Below are 21,265 nucleotides of genomic sequence, written 5' to 3'. Positions count from 1 at the left end.
GAGAGACATGGCGGGTGCCGGGTCGTCCGACGCGGCGACGGTCGTCGCGACCCGCCTCGCCGCGCACCACCTGCGGGGCGCCGGTCTCGCGAGCGTGCGCGACGTCGTCGGGCACCTGGGGGCCGTCCAGTCGCAAGAGTTCCACCCGTCCCTGTGGGGGATCGCGCAGCGCACCGAGGGGACGCCGTCCGCCGCGTCGGTCCGCGACGACTTCTCCGCGGGAGCGTTCCTGCGGACGCACGTGCTGCGCCCCACGTGGCACCACGTCCTGCCCGACGACGCCCGCTGGCTCCTGCGCCTCACCGCGCCTCGGGTGCATCGCCTCAACCGGCCGTACTACCCGGACCTGGGTGGTCCGGCGCAGGACGCGGCCGCGACCGACCTGCTCGCCGAGGCTGTCGCGGGAGGAGACCATCGCACGCGCGCCGAGCTCGCGGCGCTGCTCGCGGACCGTGGCCTGCCGTCGAGCGGGCTCGCGTTCACGTACATCGTGATGCGCGCCGAGCTCGACGGGGTCCTCGTCAGCGGCGTACTTCGCGGTAGGCAGCAGACGTACGCGGCGTTCGACGAGCGCGTGCCGGCCGGGTTCGGGCCCCTCGGCGCGACGTACGACGACGACGCCGCGCTCGTCGAACTGCTGCGGCGCTACCTCCGTGGCCGAGCGCTCGCGTCGGTCAAGGACTTCGCGGGCTGGTCGGGTCTCACGCTCACGCGGACGCGCGAGGGGCTGGCGCTGCTCGGCGCGGACGTCGAGCAGGTCGCGGGTGCGGGCGATACCGAGGGCCTGTCGTTCTGGCGGCTCGTCGACGGCCCGCCGCCCGCCGCGCAGGGCGCCACCGAGCGCGTTGTACAGGTGGACCTGCTTCAGGGGTACGACGAGTACTTCGTGTCGTACAAGGACAGCCGTGACCTGGCCCGCGACCCGCTCTCGCCCGAGGCGCCCGCCGTGCTCCCGCTGCGGCTTCCCGGCAAGGAGGTGCCGCCGTTCCTGCACGTGATCGCCGTGGACGGCCGCGTCGTTGGGCGGTGGCGGCACGCCCTGACCGCGAAGACCCTGCGCCTCGACACGCAGCTCTTCCGGCCGCTGACCCGGGGCGAGCAGCGGGGCTTCGAGGCCCAGGCGGAACGGCTCGCGGCCCACTGGGGCGTGGCGTACGAGGCGTCCTGACGCGGTGCCGGACCCGGTGCCGGACCCGAGGTGGGTCAGGCAGCTCGACCGAGCCACCCGACCCACCCGACCCACCCCACCCACCTCGGGTGCGACCCCTACGCGTACGCGCCCGCCTGGAGGCCGAACAGCTCCGCGTACAGGTCGCCGCGCGCCATGAGGGCCGCGTGGTCGCCGTGCTCCCGGACCTTCCCGGCGTCGAGCACCACGATCTGGTCCGCGTCCCGCACGGTCGAGAACCGGTGCGAGACGAAGCACGTGATGGCACCCCCGGACCGCCCGGCCTCGTCGGCCGTCGCGACGAACCGCTCGAACAGGGCGTGCTCGGCCGCGGCGTCGAGCGCCGCGGCGGGCTCGTCGAGGACGAGCAGCAGCGGCTCGCGGCGCAGGAGCGTGCGCCCGAGCCCGAGCGTCTGCCACTGGCCGCCCGACAGCCCGACGCCGTTCCCGTACCCGTGCCCCAGGAGCTGGTCGAGCCCGCCCGCCTGCTTCTCGACGATGCCGCGACCGCGCGCCCGGTCGAGCGCGGCCCACAGGTCCTCGTCGACGTCGAGCGACGCGAGCCGCCCGACGCCCACGTTCTCGCGGATCGTGAGCTCGAACCGCGCGAAGTCCTGGAACAGGGTCGCGGTCCGCGCCTGCCACTCGGCGTCGTCGAGGTCGCGCAGGTCGACGCCGTCCACGAGGATCCGCCCCGACGTCGGCCGGTACAGCCCGCACAGGAGCTTGACGAACGTGCTCTTGCCCGCGCCGTTGTCGCCCACGACCGCGAGGGTCGACCCCGCGGGCACGTCGAGGCTCACGCCGTCGAGGATCACGCGGTCCGTGTCGGGGTAGGCGAAGGTCACGTCCTCGAAACGCACGCCGCGCGTGAGCCGCGCGGGCACACCGCCCGAGCCCACGGGCTCACCCACGGGCGCGGTCACGGTGCCCGACGACGCGGTCGCCGGGTCCTCGCCTACCAGGGCGCCGGACGCACCCGGGTGCGCGGCGCCGTCGGGCACGGGCTGTCCCGGCCCTGCCGCGGAGGCAGGTCGCGCGACGGCCGCGCGCAGCTCCTCGACGTGCGACACCGTGCGCCCGACCCCCTGCAGGGTGCCGAGCAGCGCGAGCGCACCCGAGACCTGGACGCTCACCTGGACCGCGAGCGTGATGACCAGGACGACCTGACCCACGTTCGCCGACCCCGTGACGGCCTGGCGCACGACCAGGAACACCGCGACGCCGTACGCGCACGCGAACCACGCCTGCCCGGCCGCGCGCAGCAGGGCGCTGCGGCGGTGCGCCGACCACACGCGGGCCGTCGTCGCCGACCACGCGGCACGCTGGCGCGCGACGATCGGGGCCTGCGCGCCGAACAGGCGGACCTCCTTGGCCGAGCTGCCCGTGGTCGCGAGCGAGACGAGGTGCGTCGAGAGCTGGACCTCGTGCGCGGACGCGTCGCGCGCGGAGTCGAGCACCTTCTGCGCCGTGTTGTTGAGGAGCACGGGCGGCAGCGCGGCGAGCGGCAGCAGCAGCAGCCACGGCTCGACCATCGCCAGGATGACGGTCGTGATCGTGACCTGGAGCAGGAGCCCGCTGAGCTGGAGCGTCGCCTCGAGCGCGGACCGCACCCGCTGCAGCCCCTCGGTGACCAGGGTCAGGAGCTCGGCGAACCGCGGCCGGTCGAACTGGTCGATCTGCGGGTTGCCGTGCGCGAGCCTGGCGACCTCGTCGGTCAGCTCGAGCTGCTGCAGGTCGGCGAGCTCGAAGTAGTACAGGTGCGCGAAGTGGCCCATCATGAGCTCGAAGATCAGCAGGGTCGCGACGCACACGCCCAGGCTGACCGCGAGGCTCGTCTGCTGGGCGAGGGCGGCGTTCGTCAGGGCACCGAGCGCGACGCCGACGAGCGGCCCGGCGAGGTAGCCGATCGTCATGAGGATCGCCGCCGTGAGCAGGCGCCGCCTGTCCGTGCGGTAGCCCAGGACGAGGAAGAAGCGTGCGGCTCCGAGCATGGTCCTCACGATGCGGTCTCCTTCTCTGCGGTGGAGCGGCTGGGGTCGTCGGTCTCTGTGGACGGCGTCGCGCCCACGGACGCGGTGTCGCGGAACCGTTGCGCCTGGAGCTCGAACAGGTCGGCGTACCGGCCTCCGAGCGCGACGAGCTCGACGTGGTCGCCGCACTCGACGACGCGGCCGTGCTCGATCACCGCGATCCGGTCCGCGTGGCGGACGGTCGAGAAGCGGTGCGAGATGACGACGCTCGTGATGTCCTCCGTGGTCGCGAGGAAGCGGTCGAAGAACTCTGCCTCGGCACGCACGTCGAGCTGCGCCGTCGGCTCGTCGAGGACCAGGACGGACGAGCCGCCCTGGATCGCGAGGAGCGCCCGGGCGAGCGCGACCCGCTGCCACTGTCCGCCCGACAGGTCGCGCCCGCCGGGGTAGCGGCGCGACAGCGTGGTGTCGAGCCCTTCCGGAAGGCCGCTCAGGGCGTCGAGCGCCCCGGCCCGGCGGGCCGCGGCCGTGACGGCCTCGCGGTCGTCGAGCAGCGCGGGCGCGCCCAGGCCGATGTTCTCCGCTGCCGTGAGCTCGTAGCGCACGTAGTCCTGGAAGATCAGCGCGAGCTGCCGCTGCCAGTCCTGCGTGTCGAGGTCGCGCAGGTCGACGCCGTCGACCAGGATCCGGCCCTCGACCGGCTCGTAGAGCCCGGCGAGGAGCTTGACGAGCGTGGTCTTGCCCGCGCCGTTGAGCCCCACGATCGCGGTGGACCGCCCGGCGCCGAGCTCGAGGTCGAGGCCGTCGAGCACCCACGGGGTGTCGTCGGTGTAGCGGAAGCGCACGCCCTCGAAGCGGATGCCCTGCTCGGGGCGTCGCGCGGCGACGGGTGCCGCCGGGCGAGCCGGGCGTGCCGAGGCGATCTGCTGCTCGAAGGTCCGCAGCGCGTGGAACGAGTGCAGGCCGAACTGGGTCTGCACGTCGGCCTCGGGGAAGTAGACGCCGAACCGCATGGGGATCAGCACGGCCTGGAGCGCGACGCCGAGCTGGAACAGGTTCAGCCTGCCGGACGCGGCGGCGTCGGCCAGGAGCGCGAGGACGACCGCGCCACCCACGAGGCCCACGCACGAGAGACCGATGATCGGCCAGAACTGGAGCTTGCGGCTCCCCGCCCAGGCGGGCTCGTAGGCGGCCATGGTGTCCGCACGCAGGCGGGCCCGCACCCACGGGAGCAGGCCCAGCAGACGGATCTCCTTGGCCGCCCGCGCCCCCGTGGCGAGGTCCCGCAGGTAGAAGACCTTGCGACGCGAGCCCGACAGTGCGTCCCACATGTCGGCGAACTTCCCGAGGGTCCCGCGCACCCCGAACCGCATCGAGAGCCCGGTCGCCAGGATCACGACCCCCGCGAGGGGGGAGACGACGACGCCCACCAGCACGATCGCGCCGAGCAGCTGGACGTAGCGCGACAGGAGCGACAGCAGCGCCGCGGCCGCGTCGCCCGGCGGGCGGGCCTCGCGGGCGAAGGCCGCGCGGGCGTCGGCCAGCAGGTCGAGGGCCTCGGGGCTCTCGAGCGCGTTCAGCGGTGCGTCGTGCAGCGCGGCGCTCATGAGCCGGTCGATGCAGTGCTCGTCGACGCGGCGCGCGACGACCTCGGTGGCGCCCGCCTGGAAGGGCGCGAGGACCTGCTGGACCACGAACACGCCGACCGCGAGGGCGAGGGTCGTCCAGAGCTCGGACCAGCCGGGGGTACCGGGCGGGCCGCCCGTCCCGCGCGTGCTCTCGGCGACCAGCGGGACGAGGTACAGGACGTAGCCGATGAGCACGATGAAAGCGAGCGGCAGCAGCCCCAGGAGGACGTTGAGCAGCGCGGCCGCGGCGACGAGCGGCTTGCCGGCCTGCGGCAGGAGCTGCGCGAGGTCGATCCAGCGCGACGCGCGGGCGGCGAGCACGGCCTTCAGCGCGCGCGTACGGGGGAGGCGCGCCGCGCCGTCGGGAGCGGGCGCGGGTGGGTCGTCGGTCATCGATACCTCCGGTGGGTGGGACGGGTCGGTCTGCGGGCGCGCCCGCCGGCGAGGGCGCGCGGCCCGACGGCGTCGCTCACGTCCGGGGACGGGCACGCCGACGGATGGGTCGGGTGGGGTGCGGGTGTGTCGCAGCGGCCCGCCGGGTCGCGTCGGTGCGCGGGCCGCGGGGACTGCGTGCGGCGGGCGTACGGAGGCTGCGGGACGGACTGCGGGATACGGACGGGGCGGGCCCGGAACGGTGCTGGTCGGCTCCGAGGAGCCTGCCGAGCGAACGTCCCGTGCCGCGTCATCCGGCGGTGACCTGGCGGGGTGTGCAGGGGGAGGGGCGCCAGCGGTGGCACGTCGGTGTGCGTGTCATGGGCGGCTCCCCTCCGGAGGCGTGCGGCTGCCGTCGGTGGCGGCCGGCTGTCGGTGCGCGCCGACAGTAGCGCAGGTGGTTGGTGAGGGTCGCTTCCTTTTCGCAGGGTGGTCTGCCGAGGGGTACCCGGGCTGGCCAGGTGCCGAACCGAAACCCGTCCGTGACGCGAGCGAGACGTATCACCTCTAGAGTGACGCGCCTCGACGTACCCACCCGATCGGAGCTCTCATGCGCAAGATGCCACTCCTCGTCGCGGTCGCGGCCGCTGCGACCCTGGCGCTCACGGCCTGTACGGACGCCTCGCAGCCCGCCGACTCCTCGTCTGCCGGCGCCTCGGACGAGACGGCGACGGTGACCCCCTTCGACCTCACGTCGGTGCAGAAGGACGACGCCGCGGCGGCGCTGCTGCCGGCCGAGATCGCGAGCGCGGGCAAGCTCGTCGTCGCGTCGAACACCGAGTACGCGCCGGCCGAGTTCATCGCGGCGGACGGTTCGACGCCGGTCGGGTACGACATCGACATCATCTCGGCCGTGGGCGCGGTCCTGGGGCTCGAGGTCGTCGTCGAGTCGGCGGACTTCCCCGGCATCATCCCGGCGCTGGGGACCAAGTACGACGTCGGGATCTCGTCGTTCACGATCACGGCCGAGCGCATGGCCGAGGCCAACATGATCAGCTACTTCAACGCGGGCGAGGCGTTCTCGGTGCAGAAGGGCAACCCGAAGGACGTCGACCCGACGAACATCTGCGGGCTGACCGTCGCGGTCCAGACGGGCACGGTCGAGGACGACGGCGCAGCCGAGATCAGCACGACGTGCGAGGAGGACGGCGAGCAGCCGCTCCAGATCCTGCGCTACGACAACCAGGCGGACGCGACGACCAACCTCGTCGGCGGCAAGGCCGACATCATGTACGCGGACTCGCCCATCGTGTCGTACGCGATCGAGCAGACGAAGGGCCAGATCGAGCAGATCGGGGAGGTCTTCGACTCGGCGCCCCAGGGCATCGTGACCGCGAAGGCCGACACCGAGCTCGCGGCCGCGATCCAGGCGGCCCTCACGGTCCTCATGGAGGACGGCACGTTCACCGACATCCTGGCCTCCTGGGGCAACGAGGAGGGCGCTCTCGACGAGGCCGTGGTCAACCCGCCGGCATCCTGACGCTGCGTGTGGTGCCGGTCCCGCCGTCGGTCGGGCAGCCGCGTCCGACGGGCTGACCGCCCTCGGGACCGGCACCGTCGCGCGCCCCCGTTTTGCCAGTCCGGCCGCCCGCGCGGGAAACTGGAAGGGCAACGGTGCGGCGCCGCTCCGTGCTGCCCGCGTTGCGCGGTGCACGACCCACCCCCCTGAGGCCGGCGCCGGAGATCACCACCACGAAACGAGAGACCCCCATGCGCAGGCTGCCCGTCCTCACCGCCCTCACCGCCATCGCCGCGACCCTCGCGCTCACGGCGTGCACCGACGCCTCCTCGGGCTCTGGTTCCTCGCCCACCGAGGGCGGCTCGTCCGCCGAGGCGTTCGACCCGTCGACCATCGCCAAGGACGAGACGATCGCGGCGATGCTCCCGGCCGACGTCGTCGAGGCCGGCACCCTGACGGTCGGCACCAACGCGACCTACGCCCCGGCCGAGTTCATCGGCGACGACGGCAAGACCATCGTCGGGTACGACGTCGACCTCGCCAAGGCGATCGGTGCCGTCCTGGGTCTCGACGTCGAGGTCACCAACGCCGACTTCGCGTCGATCATCCCCGCGATCGGCAGCAAGTACGACATCGGCATCTCGGGCTTCACGATCACGCCGGAGCGCACGGCCGCGGTCGACATGGTCAGCTACTTCCGTGCGGGCGAGGCGTTCGCCGTGGCCAAGGGCAACCCCAAGGACGTCGACCCGTCCGACGTGTGCGGCCTGAGCATCGCCGTCCAGACCGGCACGGTCGAGGACGACGCGCTCGACGGGCTGATGGCGGACTGCGAGGCTGCGGGCAAGGCGGACATCACGCCGCTGCGCTACGCGAGCCAGGCCGACGTCACGACGAACCTCGTCGGTGGCAAGGCCGACGTCATGTACGCGGACTCGCAGGTCGTGGCGTACGCCGTGACGCAGACCGGTGGCCAGATCGAGCAGCTCGGCGACATCTTCGCCGACTCGCTGCACGGCATCGCGATCGCCAAGGACGACACCGCGCTCACGCAGGCCGTCCAGGCCGCGGTGCAGAAGCTCATGGACGACAGCGACTACACGACCATCCTCGACACCTGGGGCAACACCTCCGGTGCGGTGACCACGGCCGAGCTCAACCCCGTGGTCTCCTGAGCCGATCCCCTGACAGAACAGAGGTAGCCATGGCCCAGCCGCCCAGCACCCCGACTCCCGACGGTCGCCCGAGCGGTGGCCCAGCGAGCCACGGCACGGCGACCAAGCCCGCAGACCGGATACCGGACCGCATCCACGCGGTCCCGGTGCCGCGGCCGGGGCGCTGGGCGGCGGCCGTGGTCCTCCTGGTCCTCGCGGCCATGGCCGTGCACGGCCTGGTCACCAACGAGAAGTTCCGGTGGGACGTCGTCTGGCTCTACCTGCGGGACGTGCAGATCATGCGCGGCGTGGGCTGGACCCTGATCCTGACGTTCTCCTCGATGGCCATCGCGGTCGTGCTCGCGGTGATCCTGGCGATCATGCGGCGCTCGGACAACCCGGTCATGCGCGCGACGAGCTGGTTCTACATCTGGTTCTTCCGCGGCACCCCGATCTACACGCAGCTCGTGTTCTGGGGCCTCATCTCTGTCCTGTACCCCAAGCTCAGCCTGGGGATCCCGTTCGGGCCCGAGTGGTTCGTGTTCGACACCGCCGACCTCTTCACGGCTGCGCGCGCCGCGATCCTGGGCCTGGCGCTCAACGAGGCCGCGTACCTCGCGGAGATCGTGCGCGCCGGTCTCGGGTCGGTCGACCCGGGGCAGGCCGAGGCCGCCAAGGCGCTGGGCATGAAGGACGGCAAGATCCTGCGCCGCATCATCCTGCCGCAGGCCATGCGCGTGATCGTCCCGCCGACGGGCAACGAGACGATCTCGATGCTCAAGACCACGTCGCTGGTCCTCGCGGTGCCGTTCAGCCTGGACCTGACGTTCGCGTCCAACGCGATCGCGAACCGCATCTTCCTCCCGATCCCGCTGCTCATGGTCGCGGCGATCTGGTACCTGCTGATCACGAGCATCCTCATGGTCGGCCAGCACTTCATCGAGCAGCACTACGGGCGCGGGTTCGGCACGTCGACGGGCTCGTCTCGTCGTCGCAAGCCGGGCAAGGGCCCGAAGAAGCCGAGCAAGCAGGAGGCGATAGCGGCGTCGGGCACGACCGCGAACGCCGACCCCTTCCTGGAGGTGACCCCGTGACCGCGGACGCACTCGACAGCACGTCCGGCGCAGCGGCCGCGGCGACGGGCCCGACGGCGTCGCTCGCCGACGCGTCCGTCGCGCCCATGGTGGAGATCGCCGGGGTACACAAGGCCTTCGGTGACGTGCACGTCCTCAAGGGCGTGGACCTCGAGGTGCCGCGGGGCTCGGTGTGCGTCGTGCTGGGCCCGTCGGGCTCGGGCAAGTCCACGCTGCTGCGCTGCATCAACGAGCTCGAGGACCTCACGGCGGGACGCATCTACGTCGACGGCGACCTGATCGGCTACCGCGAGGTCGACAAGAACGGCAAGAAGCGGCTGCACCGCCTGCACCCCAAGGTGATCGCGGAGCAGCGGTCGCGCATCGGCATGGTGTTCCAGCGCTTCAACCTGTTCCCGCACATGACGGCGCTCCAGAACGTCATGGAGGCGCCGGTGCAGGTCCGCGGGCTGTCGCGGGCGCAGGCCAGGACGCGAGCCGTGGAGCTGCTCGAACGGGTCGGCCTCGCGGACCGCATGGACCACTACCCGGCCCAGCTCTCGGGCGGTCAGCAGCAGCGCGTCGCGATCGCGCGGGCGCTCGCGATGGACCCCGAGCTCATGCTGTTCGACGAGCCGACGTCGGCGCTCGACCCCGAGCTCGTGGGCGAGGTCCTCGCGGTCATGCGCGACCTCGCCGAGAGCGGCATGACGATGATCGTCGTGACCCACGAGATCGGCTTCGCGCGCGAGGTCGGCGACCACGTGGTGTTCATGGACGACGGCGTCATCGTCGAGCAGGGCGACCCCCGCGAGGTGCTCACGAACCCGCGCGAGGAGCGGACCCGGGAGTTCCTGGCGCACGTGCTGTAGCACCTGCGCCCGCCCCAGCGCCCGGCGCGGACGGCGGCCCCTGGACCGAGAGGCTCAGGGGCCGTCGGCGTCTCACGGTCGTCGGCAGCCCCTTGACGGGCATTGTGCGAACTCGATAGAGTGCTCCAATCCTCGCCATTGGCAGGAGTCTTTACAGATAACTCCCTGGTCGATCCGCTGCCGCTCTGGTCGCCGTGGGCGTCTGCGAGGGGGTCGAGAGCGGACGTGGTGTGAATATTCACGCCTCTCCATTTCTCGTTTCGTCCTTGGGGTGCCATGGCCAGGCTCGCAATGGCGCCTGGCGCTCTTGTGGCGGCTCGCCGTGCGATCTTCTGCTATCCGATCAGATTCCTTGATTGCAAGGCGTTTCGCCATGCCTTGAGTTTGACCGGGGGCGGCTCATCGGCATCACCGCATGCTTTCGGTCAGGGTTGACAGCATTGCCCGGCCTGGCTACGGTCGAAACCGCGGCCTCATGGATGAGGTTGACGGGCTGGGACGATCCGATGTCGCCGACGCGATATGTGACCTGGCAAGCTATCCATGCGTCGCTGCTGCAACTTGTCTTGCCGCGGTGGCCTGGAGGAATCAGGGGAGAATGTTGAAGAAGAATCGGCTTCGAGTGGCCGTGGCGTTTGGCGTCGCGCTCGCTCTGGCCGGAGGAGTGTCCTCCGCCAGTGCTATCGGGCGCGCAACTGCGATGTGCCCGAAGAGCAATTCTAGTTCGTTCGCAGGGTACACCAACGCGTCGTACGGCGAGTCGTTCCAATCTTTCGACGGAGCGTGCGGCAGTGTGGGCTTGCGAGTCAAGTACTCGAGGGATGGTGTGCCGGGATATGTGACGAGCCAGAAGTGGGGCAGCCAGATCGTCACCTACCAGCTCAGCGGCACGGTGGGCGGGATCCACACCGTCGGCTACGACAAGAAGGTGGAAAAGACGATCTACACCTGACCTCCAACCGCTGGCGATTGAAATGAGCTTTCGATGAAGATTCTCACGAGAAGTCTGATCGCTGCGGCGATCGCGGTCACGCTGTCCGGAGGGGTCGTCGCGCTCCCGGCGCAGGCGATCGGCAGCACGTCGATGGGTTGCACGCACGGGGTCCTCGCGACCAAGGGCTCGGCAGCCGGACGGACCACGGCAACCTACGGTGAGACGTGGGGCACGAAGGGCTGCGGGGAGTTCGGTATTCGCCTGAAGTACTCGCGCAACGGTCAGCCGGGATACGTGTCGAGCTGGAAGTACAGCGCCACGCTCGCGACATTGCAGCTGTCGGAGACGGTGGGCGGCGAGCACACCTTCTACACGGGAAACCTCATTCGGGTGAAGGGGACTCTCTACACGTAGTCCCGGGCTTCTCTCCTGTTCGAGCGGCACGATGCCTCAATCGTGCCGCTCGAACATTGATCTGTCGAGATGGGTGAATCGTGAAATCAAGAACCGCACTGAGTGGCGCAGTGGCATCGCTGCTCCTCGTCGTGGCGTCGGGCTGCGTTTCTGGCGGTACGGAGAGTGATTCGACTCTTGTGACGTCACCACAGGTGGAGATGTCGGCCGAGCAGGCCTCCGCGCTGGAGGACGACGAGGTCGACCGTGAAGAGTATGAGGCCGGTTTCAGGCGGTACGTCGCCTGCATGAACGGGGCCGGGTTCGAGGTGCTGGGTGGTGACGTGTCGAGCGCGGTGATCAGCTACTCGATCGCTCAGGCCGCCATTGACGAGGGTGTCGAGGCCGAATGTTACGGGAGCGAGTTCGAGCACCTCGACAGGAAGTGGCAAGTGGCGAACGAGGACACGTCGGACACGGCGATGTTCTTCCGTGATTGCTTGGAGAGGAACGGTATAGAGCCGCCGGATACGCTCGAGGAGATCCTTGTCGCCCTCGAGGAGGCAGGGATCGAGCGGCCAAGCTGCGCGACCGGCGGATGATGTTTCGGTACCGTCGAGAGAACCTGGTCGGGAGAATCCCGTCATGAAAATCGTTCGGAGTGCGTCTCGCGCAGTTGTGTCTGTTCGCGGTCGGGAGGATGACGGGGTGTTCGGCAGGAAGGCTCTGCGACGAGGGGTTGACCGACCCCCAGGTACGGCGAGGGGTTCGAGCGTGCGATTCTTCGCGCCGGTCATCGCACTCTGGGCGCTGCCGCTCCTGGCACTCTTCGTAGTGCTTCCGCAGGCGGCGGACATCGAGGAGCAGGCCGTCCGTGACCCGTTGCCCGCGACGGTCGTCGTGGGGGAGCGCGAACGAAACTACATCCAGGAGGCTGTCCTGGTGTTCGACCTCGCCCCCTCGGCCCCCGTCGCTGTTCAGGTCGACGGCCTGGTCACGTCTCTGCACGTCGCCTCCGGGGACGAGATCACCCAGGGTCGGGACCTGGTGAGCCTCGACGGGGTGAAGCTACGCGCCCACCTGGGTGCACAGCCCTTCTACCGTGAGCTCGGCGAGGGCGCCAAGGGCAGTGACGTGGCCGAGCTCTCCGCCTACCTTGCCGCGACCGGTCATGCCAACACCCTCGGTCGGGACAACGCGTTCTCGGCGAGCATGACCAAGGCTGTCAAGGCCTACCAGAAGTCCGTCGGCGCGGCCGAGACCGGCATCTTCACCCCCGGGCTCACCATCTACGTCCCGCCAGGGGTCGCGCAGGTGCGGCAGGTCGGCGCGACGGTCGGCGCCCGCCTCGCCGCAGGCGACGCACTGCTCACCGGGCCGGACCGGCCGACGTCCCTCGCGGTGGAGAAGTCGGGAGAGGCGCCCCTGCGCGTGCTCGGCCTCCCAGGTCCGTTCATCGCGCACCTGCGCGCCACCCAGCTCCCGCTCACGTCGCTCACGCCCGAGGCTCCCGAGGTGGACGCTCTGTACACCGCGCTCGTCAAGGGTGGGGCCACGGTCACGGCATCCGAGGAGGGCGCTCCGCGCGCGACCGTCTCAGGCGTCCGTATCTCAGTTGCCGAGCCTCGAACGGTCGGGACCGTGCCCGCGGGCGCCGTCTTTGCGTCGCCCTCGGGAACCCTGTGCGTGTTCGTGCTCGACACCGAGAGCGCCGGCGCGGGCGGGAAGGCAGAGGGGAGCGACGCCGTCGTTCTCGCTGAGGCCGGACCGCTCGAGGGCGAGCTCGCCGTGACGGCGGTCGACGCTGACCTGGTCGGGGCCGCGATCGTGCGTGATCCGTCGAGGTTGAGTGCAGACGAGCACGCGGCCTGCGCCTGACATGGAGATCCATGTCGAGAACGTCTCCTACCGGTTCGGCGAGCGCGAGGTGCTCACCGACTTCTCGGCCGACATCGAGGCGGGTCGGGTCACAGCGCTCGTCGGTCCCTCCGGCAGCGGCAAGTCGACGCTGCTCGGTGGGATCGCCGGGTACGTCAAGTCCGCCTCCGGTCGGGTCACGGTGTCGTCCGGCCCGCGGTCGCCACGCGAGGCGCCACGCCCCGAGCACATCGGCTGGGTCCCGCAAGGAGCCAACGCGCTGAGCGGACGAACGGTCCTCGACAACGTCGCGATCGGCGTCCTGAGCCGAGGGATCACGTTGCGCGAGGCGACGGAGATCGCGAGGGCCGCGCTCGACAAGGTGTCCCTGGGCGACCGTGCTGCGAGCCTCGCGCGCGAGCTGTCGGGCGGCGAGCTGCAACGCATCGCGTTCGCCCGGGCCCTCGCCTCAGGGCGACCCATCATCCTCGCGGACGAGCCGACGTCGAGCCTCGACGCCGCCAACACCGAGAACATCGTCGAGCTCCTGTACGCGCTGCGCTCGACCGCGACCGTCGTCGTCGCGACGCACGACCCCGCCCTGATCGCCGCGGCCGAGCGCTGCATCAACCTCCGAGAGGCCTGACGTGCACGAGACCGACCGATGGTCGCTCGCGCTCCTCGCGCGTGAAGCGACCAGGAACGTGTTCTCGACCGCGGCACGCCTGTTCCCCGTGGTGCTCCTCGCGGTCCTGCTCGGCTCCGCGCAGGCGTCCCTCGCCGTCCAGCAGGGGCAGGGCCTCGAACGGCAGATCGCCGAGCTGCGCGCCCAAGGTCGAAACGTCCTCGCGGCCACGCAGGCCGTCCAGGACAGCCCCGTCCTCATCGACCGGGACTCGTGCGAGGGGCTCACCGCTCTCTCCGTGGTGGAACGCGCAGGGATCCAGGTGCTCGACGCCCCGTCCATGGACCTGCCCCAGCTCGGCGCGAAGGTTCCGGTGCGTCCCGTGAGCACCACGCTCCTTCCCGAGCTCGCGACACACGACGCCGTGGTCGGCCGGAGCATCGCCGAATCCGCGGGACGCGGCCCGAGCCAACGATTCGACCTCGTCACAGGAGCCAGCGGCTCCGGGACCGTGAGCGCACTGGTCGGCTCGGGCGACGGCGCCGGGCTCGGTGGGACCGGGGCCGTGTTCGTCGCCGCCGACCGATCGATCGCGACCAGCGCCACCTGCTCGGTCGTCCTGACCCCCTTCGCGGACGCGTCAGCAGCCGCACCGGTCATCGCCGCGGCGCTCGACGTCCAGGACAACCCCGTCCTCGTCTCGACCGAGCTCCGGGAGACGACCGACGTCGTCGCACTTTTCCTCACCCGCATCGAGCGGTTTCTCCCGCTCCTCCTCGGGGCGATCGGCGGGCTGACGGTGGCCGTCGTCGGCAGCCTCCGGTCGAGCGAGCTGGCCGCCTACCGGTTGTCGGGCACGTCGCCGCGTTCGCTCGGGGTGCTTCTGGCACTCGAACAATCGCTGGTGGCCGGGACGTTCGTCACGGCCTCGGCCGCGACGACGCTCCTCCTGGCCGGTCAGGCGCTCGCTCCCGCCGCGAGCGTGCTGTGGACGATCGCCGGGGGCCTGGTGTGGCTCGTGGTCGGCAACATCGTCGCCCTGCCGGTGCTGCGCCGTCGGCCCTCCGACATGGCCAAGGACCGCTGAGGGGCCGACCAGCGCCGTAGGGTACGGTCCCCCCGGGCGTGCGCTTCACCGTCGGCGGGCCGGACGTCACCGTCGGCGGCCGTGCCCGTCACCCTCGGCGGGGTGGGGCGTCGCCCTCGGCAGGCGTCAGCGTTCGCAGGCCACGCCGTTGCCGTCCCAGTCGAGCGCCGGGTTGAAGCCGGCGTCGCCCTGCTTGAGCGGGGCCTTGCCGTCGCGCTTCGCGGCCTCGCACGTCAGGTAGATGCCGTTGACCTTGCCGTCCTGCCAGCCGCCGTCGTCGTTCCCCGCCTCGGACTCCTTCTCCGCGATCGCTGCCTCGCGCTCGTCGAGGGCGATCTGCCGCTCGTCGAGCTCGGTCTCGCGCGCGGAGACCGCGGTCTCCCGGGCGGCGACCGCCTCGGTCGAGGCCGCGATGCCCGCGAGCTGGGTGTCGAGGTCGGCGCGCTCGGCGTCGAGCTTGGCCCGTTCGGTCGCCATCTGCTCGGTCGTCTGCGCTGCGGCAGCGGCGGCGTCGCCGGCCTCCGACTGCGCCTTGAGCGTCACGCCCAGCCCGAGGATGAGCCCGACGGCGACGCCTCCGACACCGATGCCCAGCGGCAGGAGCCAGCGCAGGTACGAGCGCTCCTCCCGGGGCTCGTCGTCCCCCGAGAAGATCGCGAGCGGGCCGTGCGCCGACGCGGTCGGCTCCGCTGAGGGGGCGGGGAGCGGGGTCGCGGGACCGGCCGCGTGCCCAGCGGCGGCGCCACCCGCGGCAGCGGCACCGTTGACGACCGGCAGGATCATGGTCGACGACGGCGCCTCGGCCGGTGCGCCGCCGCCGACGTCGCGCAGCGAGCGGCGTGTCGGCCCGGACGGCGTGCTCGTCGGTGACGGCGCCGACGGGGCTGCGGCCCCGGGTGTCACGGGGACGATCGCGGTCGGGAAGTGGAGCGGGATGCCGCCGCCCGGTGTCTGCCGCGACCACGCCTCGGCCCCTGCCGTCGGCGGGGCGGGCGGGGGCGTCGGTGCCGCCTCGACCCAGAAGACCCAGCCCGCGGGAGCGGCCGGCCAGGCGGGGTCCGGGTGCCAGTCCGACGAAGGGGAGAAACCGGGAGGTACCAACCAGCCGGGCGGCGGGTTGAAATGTACGGCCATGGGAGCTCTCCTTCGACGGTTCCTGCGCGCTCACTATGCTGCAGGACGGCCCGAAGACGCCAATTTCCTCACCTCTCGTGAGATGACGTCGCACCTTGGGCGCGACGTGACGGCACCGGGATGTGGGCGGCACCCGGTAGAAAGGAACCGGGTCGCGGCAAGCGCAGCGACCGTCGACCGACGCTCGACCGGTTCGTCGAGATCGACGACGCGCGTGAGCGATCCCGAGGAGTCGCCGTGTTCCTGATGGACCAGCAGGACCCGTCCACCGAGCCTCTGCTCGTCTTCTCGGCGAGCGACCTCGTCGCGGCGAGCGAGTGCGAGTACCGCCTGCTGCGCACGCTCGACGAGAAGGTGGGGCGTGCCGCGCACGCCGCGGTCGAGGTCGACGACATGCTCGAGCGCACCGCGACCCTCGGTGACGTGCACGAGCAGCAGGTGCTCGCGGGCTTCGTCGACCTGGTGGGGGCCGACGCGATCCGCGAGGTCCCGGTGCCGCGCACGGTGCGGCGCGCGGACCTGGAGGCCGCGCACGCCGCGACGCTCGACGCCCTGCGCGACGGCGTCGACGTCGTCTACCAGGGCTCGTTCTTCGACGGACGCTTCCACGGTCGCGCGGACTTCCTGATCCGTACCGACAGCCGGGCGGCCCACGCCTGGCCCCACGCAGCCGGCCCGACGACGTCGGGCACCCGGGTCGTCCCGGGTACCGGTGGCCCGGAGTACGCCGTGTACGACGCCAAGCTCGCGCGCCGCGCCAAGGTGCCCGCGCTGCTCCAGCTCGCCGCGTACGCCGACCAGCTCCTCGCTGCCGGGGTCGAGACGTCACCGGTGCTGCACCTGATCCTCGGGACGAGGGCCGTGACCGACCACCGGCTCGCGGACGTCCTGCCCGTCTTCCGCGAGCGGCGCACCGAGCTGCTGCGGCTCCTGGACGCGCACCGGGCGAGCGGTGAGCCCGCTGCCTGGGACGCGCCCGGCCTGCGCCAGTGCGGCGCGTGCGCGTACTGCGCGCAGCAGGTCACCGAGCACGACGACGTGCTGCGCGTCGCCGGGCTGCGCAGCACCCAGCGTGTCCGGCTCCGCGCGGCCGGCATCACGACGATGACCCAGCTCGCGACCGCCACGGCGCCCCCGCAGGGGCTCGCGGCGCGCACGTTCGAGACGCTGCGCGTCCAGGCCAGGCTCCAGGCCGGGCTCGTCGACGTGCCGGTCGACGGGGGAGGGGTGCCCGACGTCGGGCCCGGCCCCAGCGGGTCGGTCACGTGGAGCACGCCCGCGGCCGGGGGCGTCGGGGACGGAGCCGGACCCGAAGGTACGGCCGAGCCCGAGCGGCACACGCTGTCCTACGTCGTCGTCGACCCCGCCCCGCTGCGCGACCTGCCGCGCCCGGACCCGGGCGACGTGTTCTTCGACTTCGAGGGCGACCCGCTGTGGTCCGCGCCCGACGCCTCGCCCGAGGGCATCGTCTGGAACATCGACTACCTGTTCGGGCTCGTCGAGCGCCCGGGCAGCCCGGGCGAGAAGCCGCCCTTCACCGCGTTCTGGGCGCACGACCTCGACCAGGAGAAGCAGGCGCTCGTCGACTTCGTCGACTACCTCGCCAAGCGCCGCGCCCAGTACCCGGGGCTGCACGTCTACCACTACGCGTCGTACGAGAAGACGCACCTGCTCTCGATCGCGGCCCGGCACGGCGTGTACGAGCAGGAGGTCGACGACCTCCTGCGCGAGGGCGTCCTCGTGGACCTCTACTCGACCGTGCGCCACTCGCTCAAGGTCTCGGCGCCGTCGTACTCCATCAAGAAGCTCGAACCCCTCTACATGGGCGACCAGCTCCGTGGCGGGGACGTCACGGACGCGGCGGCGTCCGTCGTGGCGTACGCGACGTACTGCGCGGCGCGCGACGCGGGCCGCGCCGAGGAGGCCGAGCGCCTGCTGCACGGCATCGCCGACTACAACGAGTACGACTGCCTCTCGACCCTGCGCCTGCACGAGTTCCTCCTGGGGCTCGCGGGGCGTGCCGCTCCCGCGACCTCCGCCCCGGGCCCGCTTGCGACACCCCTCGGCAACGGCTGGGAGGACGACCTGCCGCCCGCGCTCGAGCTCTCCGACGCGGAGGTCGCGCGGCGCGCCAAGCGTGCCGAGGCCGAGCAGGTCGAGCTCGACGTCCGGGCGCTGGCGGGGGGCGTGGACGGTCGCTCGGGGGACGGGCGGACCGACGACGAGGAGGCCGTCGCGCTCCTGGGCGCGGGCGTCGGCTACTACTGGCGCGAGGCCAAGCCGTTCTGGCAGGAGTTCTTCGCGCGCCTCAAGGAGCCGGTCGACCAGTGGCAGACGCCGCGCGCGTACTTCCTGGTGGAGCGCGCCGAGGTGATCGAGGACTGGGCGAGGGCCACGCCGCGCAGCAACCCGTCGCGGCGCCTGCGCCTGTACGGCGAGCTGCCGGACGGCTCGGAGCTCAAGGCCGGGTACGACGGCGCCACCGCGCTCTTCGAAGGACCGGCACCCGACGGGATCGAGCCCGCCCGCGGTGCGGTCCGCTGGTCGACGGGCAGCGTGCGCGTCCACGGCGTCGAGCGGGGCCGTCTCGGGAACGGGCGCGAGGTCGACGTCCTCGACGTGCGCCTGCCCGTGCCCAAGGGCGTCTCGCCGCACGAGGCGCTGCCCATGGCGCTCGCGGTCGGACAGGTGCTGCCGACGCCGCAGCAGGAGGCGTCGATCCGGGCGCTGGCGACGGCCGTGCAGGCGCAGAACCCCGCCGGCGTCGCTGCGCCCCTCGACCTCCCGGACCACCCCGCGCTCGACCTGCTCCGCCGTCGCCCGCCGCGCACGGTGTCCGGCGCTCCGCTGCCCGTCCTGGGCGACGGCCCCGAGCGGTACATCGACGCCGTGACCGACGCCGTACGGGACCTCGACGGCTCCTACCTCGGTGTCCAGGGGCCGCCCGGCACGGGCAAGACCCACCTCGCGTCGAAGGTCGTCGGCCGGCTCGTGGCCGAGGGGTGGCGCGTGGGCGTCGTCGCGCAGTCGCACGACGTCGTGGAGAACGTCCTCGCGGGGGTCATCACCAAGGGTGGCGTGCCCGCGGACCGCGTGGGCAAGAAGGCCTCGGGTCCCAAGGGCCGCGACGTGTCGAAGGTGGGGCGGGACGGGGGACCCCTGCCCGACGACGTCGCGGCGGCCTCCCTGCCCGAGGGCTCGCGGCTCGTGCCCTGGCGCCTCGTCGACTCCCCGCAGACCGCGGCCTTCGTCGCCGAGGGGCCCTGCGTCGTCGGCGGGACCGCGTGGGACTTCGCGCACGCCGAACGGTTCGGCGACGGCGAGCTCGACCTGCTCGTGATCGACGAGGCCGGGCAGTTCTCGCTCGCCAACACCATCGCGGTCTCCCGGGCCGCGCAGCGGCTCCTGCTGCTCGGCGACCCGCAGCAGCTCCCGCAGGTCTCGCAGGGGCAGCACCCCGAGCCCGTCGACCAGTCGGCGCTCGGGTGGCTGACCCGTGCGGGCGGCGGCCACGACGTGCTGCCGCCCGAGTTCGGCTACTTCCTGGCCCGCTCGTGGCGCATGCACCCCGCGCTGTGCGACGCCGTGTCCGAGCTCGCGTACGAGGGCCTGCTGCACGCCGAGGCCGCTGCGGGCGAGCGGCTCCTCGTGGGCGTCGAGCCCGGTGTGCACGTCGTCGAGGTCGAGCACGCGGGCAACGCGGTGTCCTCGGTCGAGGAGGCCCAGGAGGTGGTGCGGCAGGTCAAGGCGCTGCTCGGGACGACGTGGTACCCGGGAGGGCCCGGTGGGTCGGACGGCGCCGCACGTGCCTCACGCGCCCTCACGGAGGACGACTTCGTCGTCGTGGCCCCCTACAACGCGCAGGTGTGGACCGTGCGCCACGCGCTCCAGGCCGCGGGGCTGGGCGACGTGCGGGTGGGCACGGTCGACAAGTTCCAGGGCAAGGAGGCGCCCGTCGCGATCGTCTCGATGACGGCCTCGGCCCGCGAGGACGTGCCGCGCGGCATGGAGTTCCTGCTCTCGCGCAACCGGGTCAACGTCGCGGTCTCGCGCGGCCAGTGGTGCGCCGTCGTGGTCCGTTCGCCCCGGCTCACGGACTACCTCCCGAACCATCCCGAGGAGCTCGCCGAGCTGGGCGCGTTCATCGGGCTGTGTCGGTCGGGCGTGGCCCCGCTCCGCTGAGTGCGGAGTACTCGTCGTCGTTCGGGGCTCTCGGCGACGAGTGCTCCGCACTCAGGCGTTGGACTCAGAAGTCGCCGAAGCCGCCGAAGTCGCCGCCACCGAAGTCCCCGAAGCCGCCGAAGTCGCCGCCCGCCTCGGTGACGTCCCCGCCACCAGTGTCTCCGGCCCCCGTGTCGCCGGCTCCCGGGTCCGTCTCGCCGCCCGTCTCGGTCGCGCCGGGGTCGCCCTCGCCCGAGGTCCCGCCGTCGCCGGCGAAGTCCGCGGTCGGGTCACCGAACATCGGGCCGAACAACATGTTGGCGACCGCGGAGCCGATCACGACGCCCGCGATGGTGCCGAGCATGCTCGAGCCGATCATCGAGCCCATGCCCGGACCGCCCGGACCGCCCTGCCGGCCGCCGAACGACCGTTCGAGCGTGCCGGGGTTGCGCATCTCGGCGCGGGTCGCCATGCGGGCGAGCGACTGCGGGTCGTCGGAGGTCGCGCGCTCGGCGGGCGGCAGGTTCTCACCGAGCTCGGCCAGCACGCGGCGCCGCTGCTCCGGCGTCAGCCGCTCGAACGCCTCGGCGTGCGCCTGCTCGACGGCCTCGGGGGGAGCCGTGCGCAGCAGGTAGCGGTAGCGGTCGATCGCGACGTCGTCCTCGCTGCGTGCGGGGCCCGTCGGGGCCGGGGGCGGGGTGCCGTAGGCAGGGGCGCCGGGGCGGTCTGCCGAGCCGTAGGGTGAGCGCTCGTCCTGCGGGGTGCGGCCGAGGAGGCGGTCGAGGAATCCCATGAGCGTGTCCTTTGGTCGAACCGTCGAGGGCGGACGCCCTCACTGGTCCAACGCGGCGCCCGGCTCACCCGTTCCGCCGAGTGCATGATGCGGCCGAGAGACGCCCGGCGGGTCGCGGCCGGAACGCACTCAGCGGGGAGAGCGCACCGGTTCCGGCGTCGGGCCCACCCCGCCGAGCAGCCGCACGTTGAGGCCCTGGCCCTCGACCTCGAGCGCGTGGTACTGCTCGTGCACCCGCACGGTGGCACCGGGGCCGACGTCGAGCAGCGTGTGATGCCACACCCGGCACGCCCCCTCGCCCGACGCGTACTCGACGACGACCTCGGCTCCGCCGTCGTGCGCCCGCACCGCGAGCACGACGCCCTCGCGCCAACCCCAGGGCCGGTTGCGGAGCATGCGCTCGTGGACGGGGTGCAGGAGGTGCCCGGTGTCGAACCGTTCGCACACAGCGGGCGGGGGACAGGCGACGACCGTCGCCCGGCGTTCCATGACGCGCTCGGCCATGGTGCTCCTTCTCTCCGT

Annotated in this window: 17 protein-coding genes; 12 read left to right on the top strand and 5 right to left on the bottom strand. The window is 72.1% G+C overall.

The features are described from left to right. Positions 1–7 precede the first annotated feature (7 nt). On the top strand, positions 8–1,168 hold the full coding sequence (locus WFH32_RS14590; RefSeq protein ID WP_336708054.1) for a winged helix DNA-binding domain-containing protein: 1,161 nt from the start codon (positions 8–10) through the stop codon (positions 1,166–1,168). Positions 1,169–1,266: 98 nt separating this feature from the next. Here the strand turns inward: WFH32_RS14590 and WFH32_RS14585 are convergent, their stop codons facing one another. Continuing rightward, positions 1,267–3,162 carry an ABC transporter ATP-binding protein gene (locus WFH32_RS14585; protein WP_336708090.1) on the bottom strand — a complete coding sequence of 632 codons (1,896 nt, stop codon included), beginning with the start codon at positions 3,160–3,162 and terminating at the stop codon, positions 1,267–1,269. 5 nt (positions 3,163–3,167) lie between these two features. Continuing rightward, the gene (locus WFH32_RS14580) at positions 3,168–5,162 is read right to left on the bottom strand and encodes an ABC transporter ATP-binding protein (RefSeq protein ID WP_336708053.1); all 1,995 of its coding nucleotides are present in this window, start codon (positions 5,160–5,162) and stop codon (positions 3,168–3,170) included. Between the two features lie 589 nt (positions 5,163–5,751). Between WFH32_RS14580 and WFH32_RS14575 the strand changes: the two genes are divergently transcribed. The 10 genes from WFH32_RS14575 to WFH32_RS14530 all read left to right on the top strand — a co-directional run bounded on the left by WFH32_RS14575 (position 5,752) and on the right by WFH32_RS14530 (position 14,655). After that, positions 5,752–6,681, top strand: coding sequence for an ABC transporter substrate-binding protein (locus WFH32_RS14575; RefSeq protein WP_191794553.1), 930 nt, complete (start codon positions 5,752–5,754; stop codon positions 6,679–6,681). Between the two features lie 230 nt (positions 6,682–6,911). Beyond that, positions 6,912–7,835, top strand: coding sequence for an ABC transporter substrate-binding protein (locus WFH32_RS14570; protein WP_191794552.1), 924 nt, complete (start codon positions 6,912–6,914; stop codon positions 7,833–7,835). A 29-nt stretch (positions 7,836–7,864) separates the two neighbouring features. Then, complete coding sequence (locus WFH32_RS14565) at positions 7,865–8,908, top strand: amino acid ABC transporter permease (RefSeq protein ID WP_191794551.1); 1,044 nt, start codon at positions 7,865–7,867, stop codon at positions 8,906–8,908. An 86-nt stretch (positions 8,909–8,994) separates the two neighbouring features. Beyond that, on the top strand, positions 8,995–9,759 hold the full coding sequence (locus WFH32_RS14560) for an amino acid ABC transporter ATP-binding protein (protein WP_336708088.1): 765 nt from the start codon (positions 8,995–8,997) through the stop codon (positions 9,757–9,759). Positions 9,760–10,234: 475 nt separating this feature from the next. Continuing rightward, positions 10,235–10,711 carry a hypothetical protein gene (locus tag WFH32_RS14555; protein ID WP_336708052.1) on the top strand — a complete coding sequence of 159 codons (477 nt, stop codon included), beginning with the start codon at positions 10,235–10,237 and terminating at the stop codon, positions 10,709–10,711. Positions 10,712–10,744: 33 nt separating this feature from the next. After that, positions 10,745–11,107, top strand: a complete 363-nt coding sequence (locus WFH32_RS14550; RefSeq protein WP_191794549.1) for a hypothetical protein — start codon at positions 10,745–10,747, stop codon at positions 11,105–11,107. Between the two features lie 110 nt (positions 11,108–11,217). Then, the gene (locus tag WFH32_RS14545; RefSeq protein ID WP_191794548.1) at positions 11,218–11,688 is read left to right on the top strand and encodes a hypothetical protein; all 471 of its coding nucleotides are present in this window, start codon (positions 11,218–11,220) and stop codon (positions 11,686–11,688) included. Positions 11,689–11,860: 172 nt separating this feature from the next. Further along, positions 11,861–12,964, top strand: coding sequence for a peptidoglycan-binding protein (locus tag WFH32_RS14540; protein WP_191794547.1), 1,104 nt, complete (start codon positions 11,861–11,863; stop codon positions 12,962–12,964). Between the two features lies 1 nt (position 12,965). Further along, positions 12,966–13,589: an ABC transporter ATP-binding protein gene (locus WFH32_RS14535; RefSeq protein WP_191794546.1), complete on the top strand. Its 624-nt coding sequence runs from the start codon at positions 12,966–12,968 to the stop codon at positions 13,587–13,589. Between the two features lies 1 nt (position 13,590). Further along, positions 13,591–14,655 carry a hypothetical protein gene (locus tag WFH32_RS14530; RefSeq protein ID WP_191794545.1) on the top strand — a complete coding sequence of 355 codons (1,065 nt, stop codon included), beginning with the start codon at positions 13,591–13,593 and terminating at the stop codon, positions 14,653–14,655. Between the two features lie 126 nt (positions 14,656–14,781). On the opposite strand, the gene WFH32_RS14525 is transcribed toward WFH32_RS14530, so the two are convergent. Next, on the bottom strand, positions 14,782–15,789 hold the full coding sequence (locus tag WFH32_RS14525) for an excalibur calcium-binding domain-containing protein (RefSeq protein WP_336708051.1): 1,008 nt from the start codon (positions 15,787–15,789) through the stop codon (positions 14,782–14,784). 246 nt (positions 15,790–16,035) lie between these two features. On the opposite strand from WFH32_RS14525, the gene WFH32_RS14520 reads away from it, so the two are divergent. Then, a complete protein-coding gene (locus tag WFH32_RS14520; protein WP_336708086.1) occupies positions 16,036–19,971 on the top strand; it encodes a TM0106 family RecB-like putative nuclease in 3,936 nt (1,311 codons plus the stop codon). 64 nt (positions 19,972–20,035) lie between these two features. Here WFH32_RS14520 and WFH32_RS14515 read toward each other — a convergent pair whose 3' ends face one another. Together WFH32_RS14515 and WFH32_RS14510 are read right to left on the bottom strand one after the other, a co-directional pair. After that, on the bottom strand, positions 20,036–20,743 hold the full coding sequence (locus WFH32_RS14515) for a hypothetical protein (protein ID WP_191794543.1): 708 nt from the start codon (positions 20,741–20,743) through the stop codon (positions 20,036–20,038). A 129-nt stretch (positions 20,744–20,872) separates the two neighbouring features. Next, positions 20,873–21,247, bottom strand: coding sequence for a hypothetical protein (locus WFH32_RS14510; protein WP_191794542.1), 375 nt, complete (start codon positions 21,245–21,247; stop codon positions 20,873–20,875). Positions 21,248–21,265 lie beyond the last annotated feature (18 nt).

It is taken from the genome of Oerskovia sp. USHLN155 (assembly GCF_037145535.1).
In the GTDB taxonomy this organism is placed as follows: Bacteria; Actinomycetota; Actinomycetes; order Actinomycetales; family Cellulomonadaceae; genus Oerskovia; species Oerskovia rustica.
This window is presented reverse-complemented; position numbering and strand designations above follow the sequence as displayed.

Bases quoted from the DNA above. Each gene is read 5' to 3' on its own strand.
- WFH32_RS14555 (WP_336708052.1), top strand. From the start codon at position 10,235: ATGGATGAGGTTGACGGGCTGGGACGATCCGATGTCGCCGACGCGATA.
- WFH32_RS14565 (WP_191794551.1), top strand. From the start codon at position 7,865: ATGGCCCAGCCGCCCAGCACCCCGACTCCCGACGGTCGCCCGAGCGGT.
- WFH32_RS14535 (WP_191794546.1), top strand. From the start codon at position 12,966: ATGGAGATCCATGTCGAGAACGTCTCCTACCGGTTCGGCGAGCGCGAG.
- WFH32_RS14560 (WP_336708088.1), top strand. From the start codon at position 8,995: ATGGTGGAGATCGCCGGGGTACACAAGGCCTTCGGTGACGTGCACGTC.
- WFH32_RS14580 (WP_336708053.1), bottom strand. From the start codon at position 5,162: ATGACCGACGACCCACCCGCGCCCGCTCCCGACGGCGCGGCGCGCCTC.
- WFH32_RS14585 (WP_336708090.1), bottom strand. From the start codon at position 3,162: ATGCTCGGAGCCGCACGCTTCTTCCTCGTCCTGGGCTACCGCACGGAC.
- WFH32_RS14575 (WP_191794553.1), top strand. From the start codon at position 5,752: ATGCGCAAGATGCCACTCCTCGTCGCGGTCGCGGCCGCTGCGACCCTG.
- WFH32_RS14550 (WP_191794549.1), top strand. From the start codon at position 10,745: ATGAAGATTCTCACGAGAAGTCTGATCGCTGCGGCGATCGCGGTCACG.
- WFH32_RS14590 (WP_336708054.1), top strand. From the start codon at position 8: ATGGCGGGTGCCGGGTCGTCCGACGCGGCGACGGTCGTCGCGACCCGC.
- WFH32_RS14520 (WP_336708086.1), top strand. From the start codon at position 16,036: ATGGACCAGCAGGACCCGTCCACCGAGCCTCTGCTCGTCTTCTCGGCG.
- WFH32_RS14570 (WP_191794552.1), top strand. From the start codon at position 6,912: ATGCGCAGGCTGCCCGTCCTCACCGCCCTCACCGCCATCGCCGCGACC.
- WFH32_RS14515 (WP_191794543.1), bottom strand. From the start codon at position 20,743: ATGGGATTCCTCGACCGCCTCCTCGGCCGCACCCCGCAGGACGAGCGC.
- WFH32_RS14525 (WP_336708051.1), bottom strand. From the start codon at position 15,789: ATGGCCGTACATTTCAACCCGCCGCCCGGCTGGTTGGTACCTCCCGGT.
- WFH32_RS14510 (WP_191794542.1), bottom strand. From the start codon at position 21,247: ATGGCCGAGCGCGTCATGGAACGCCGGGCGACGGTCGTCGCCTGTCCC.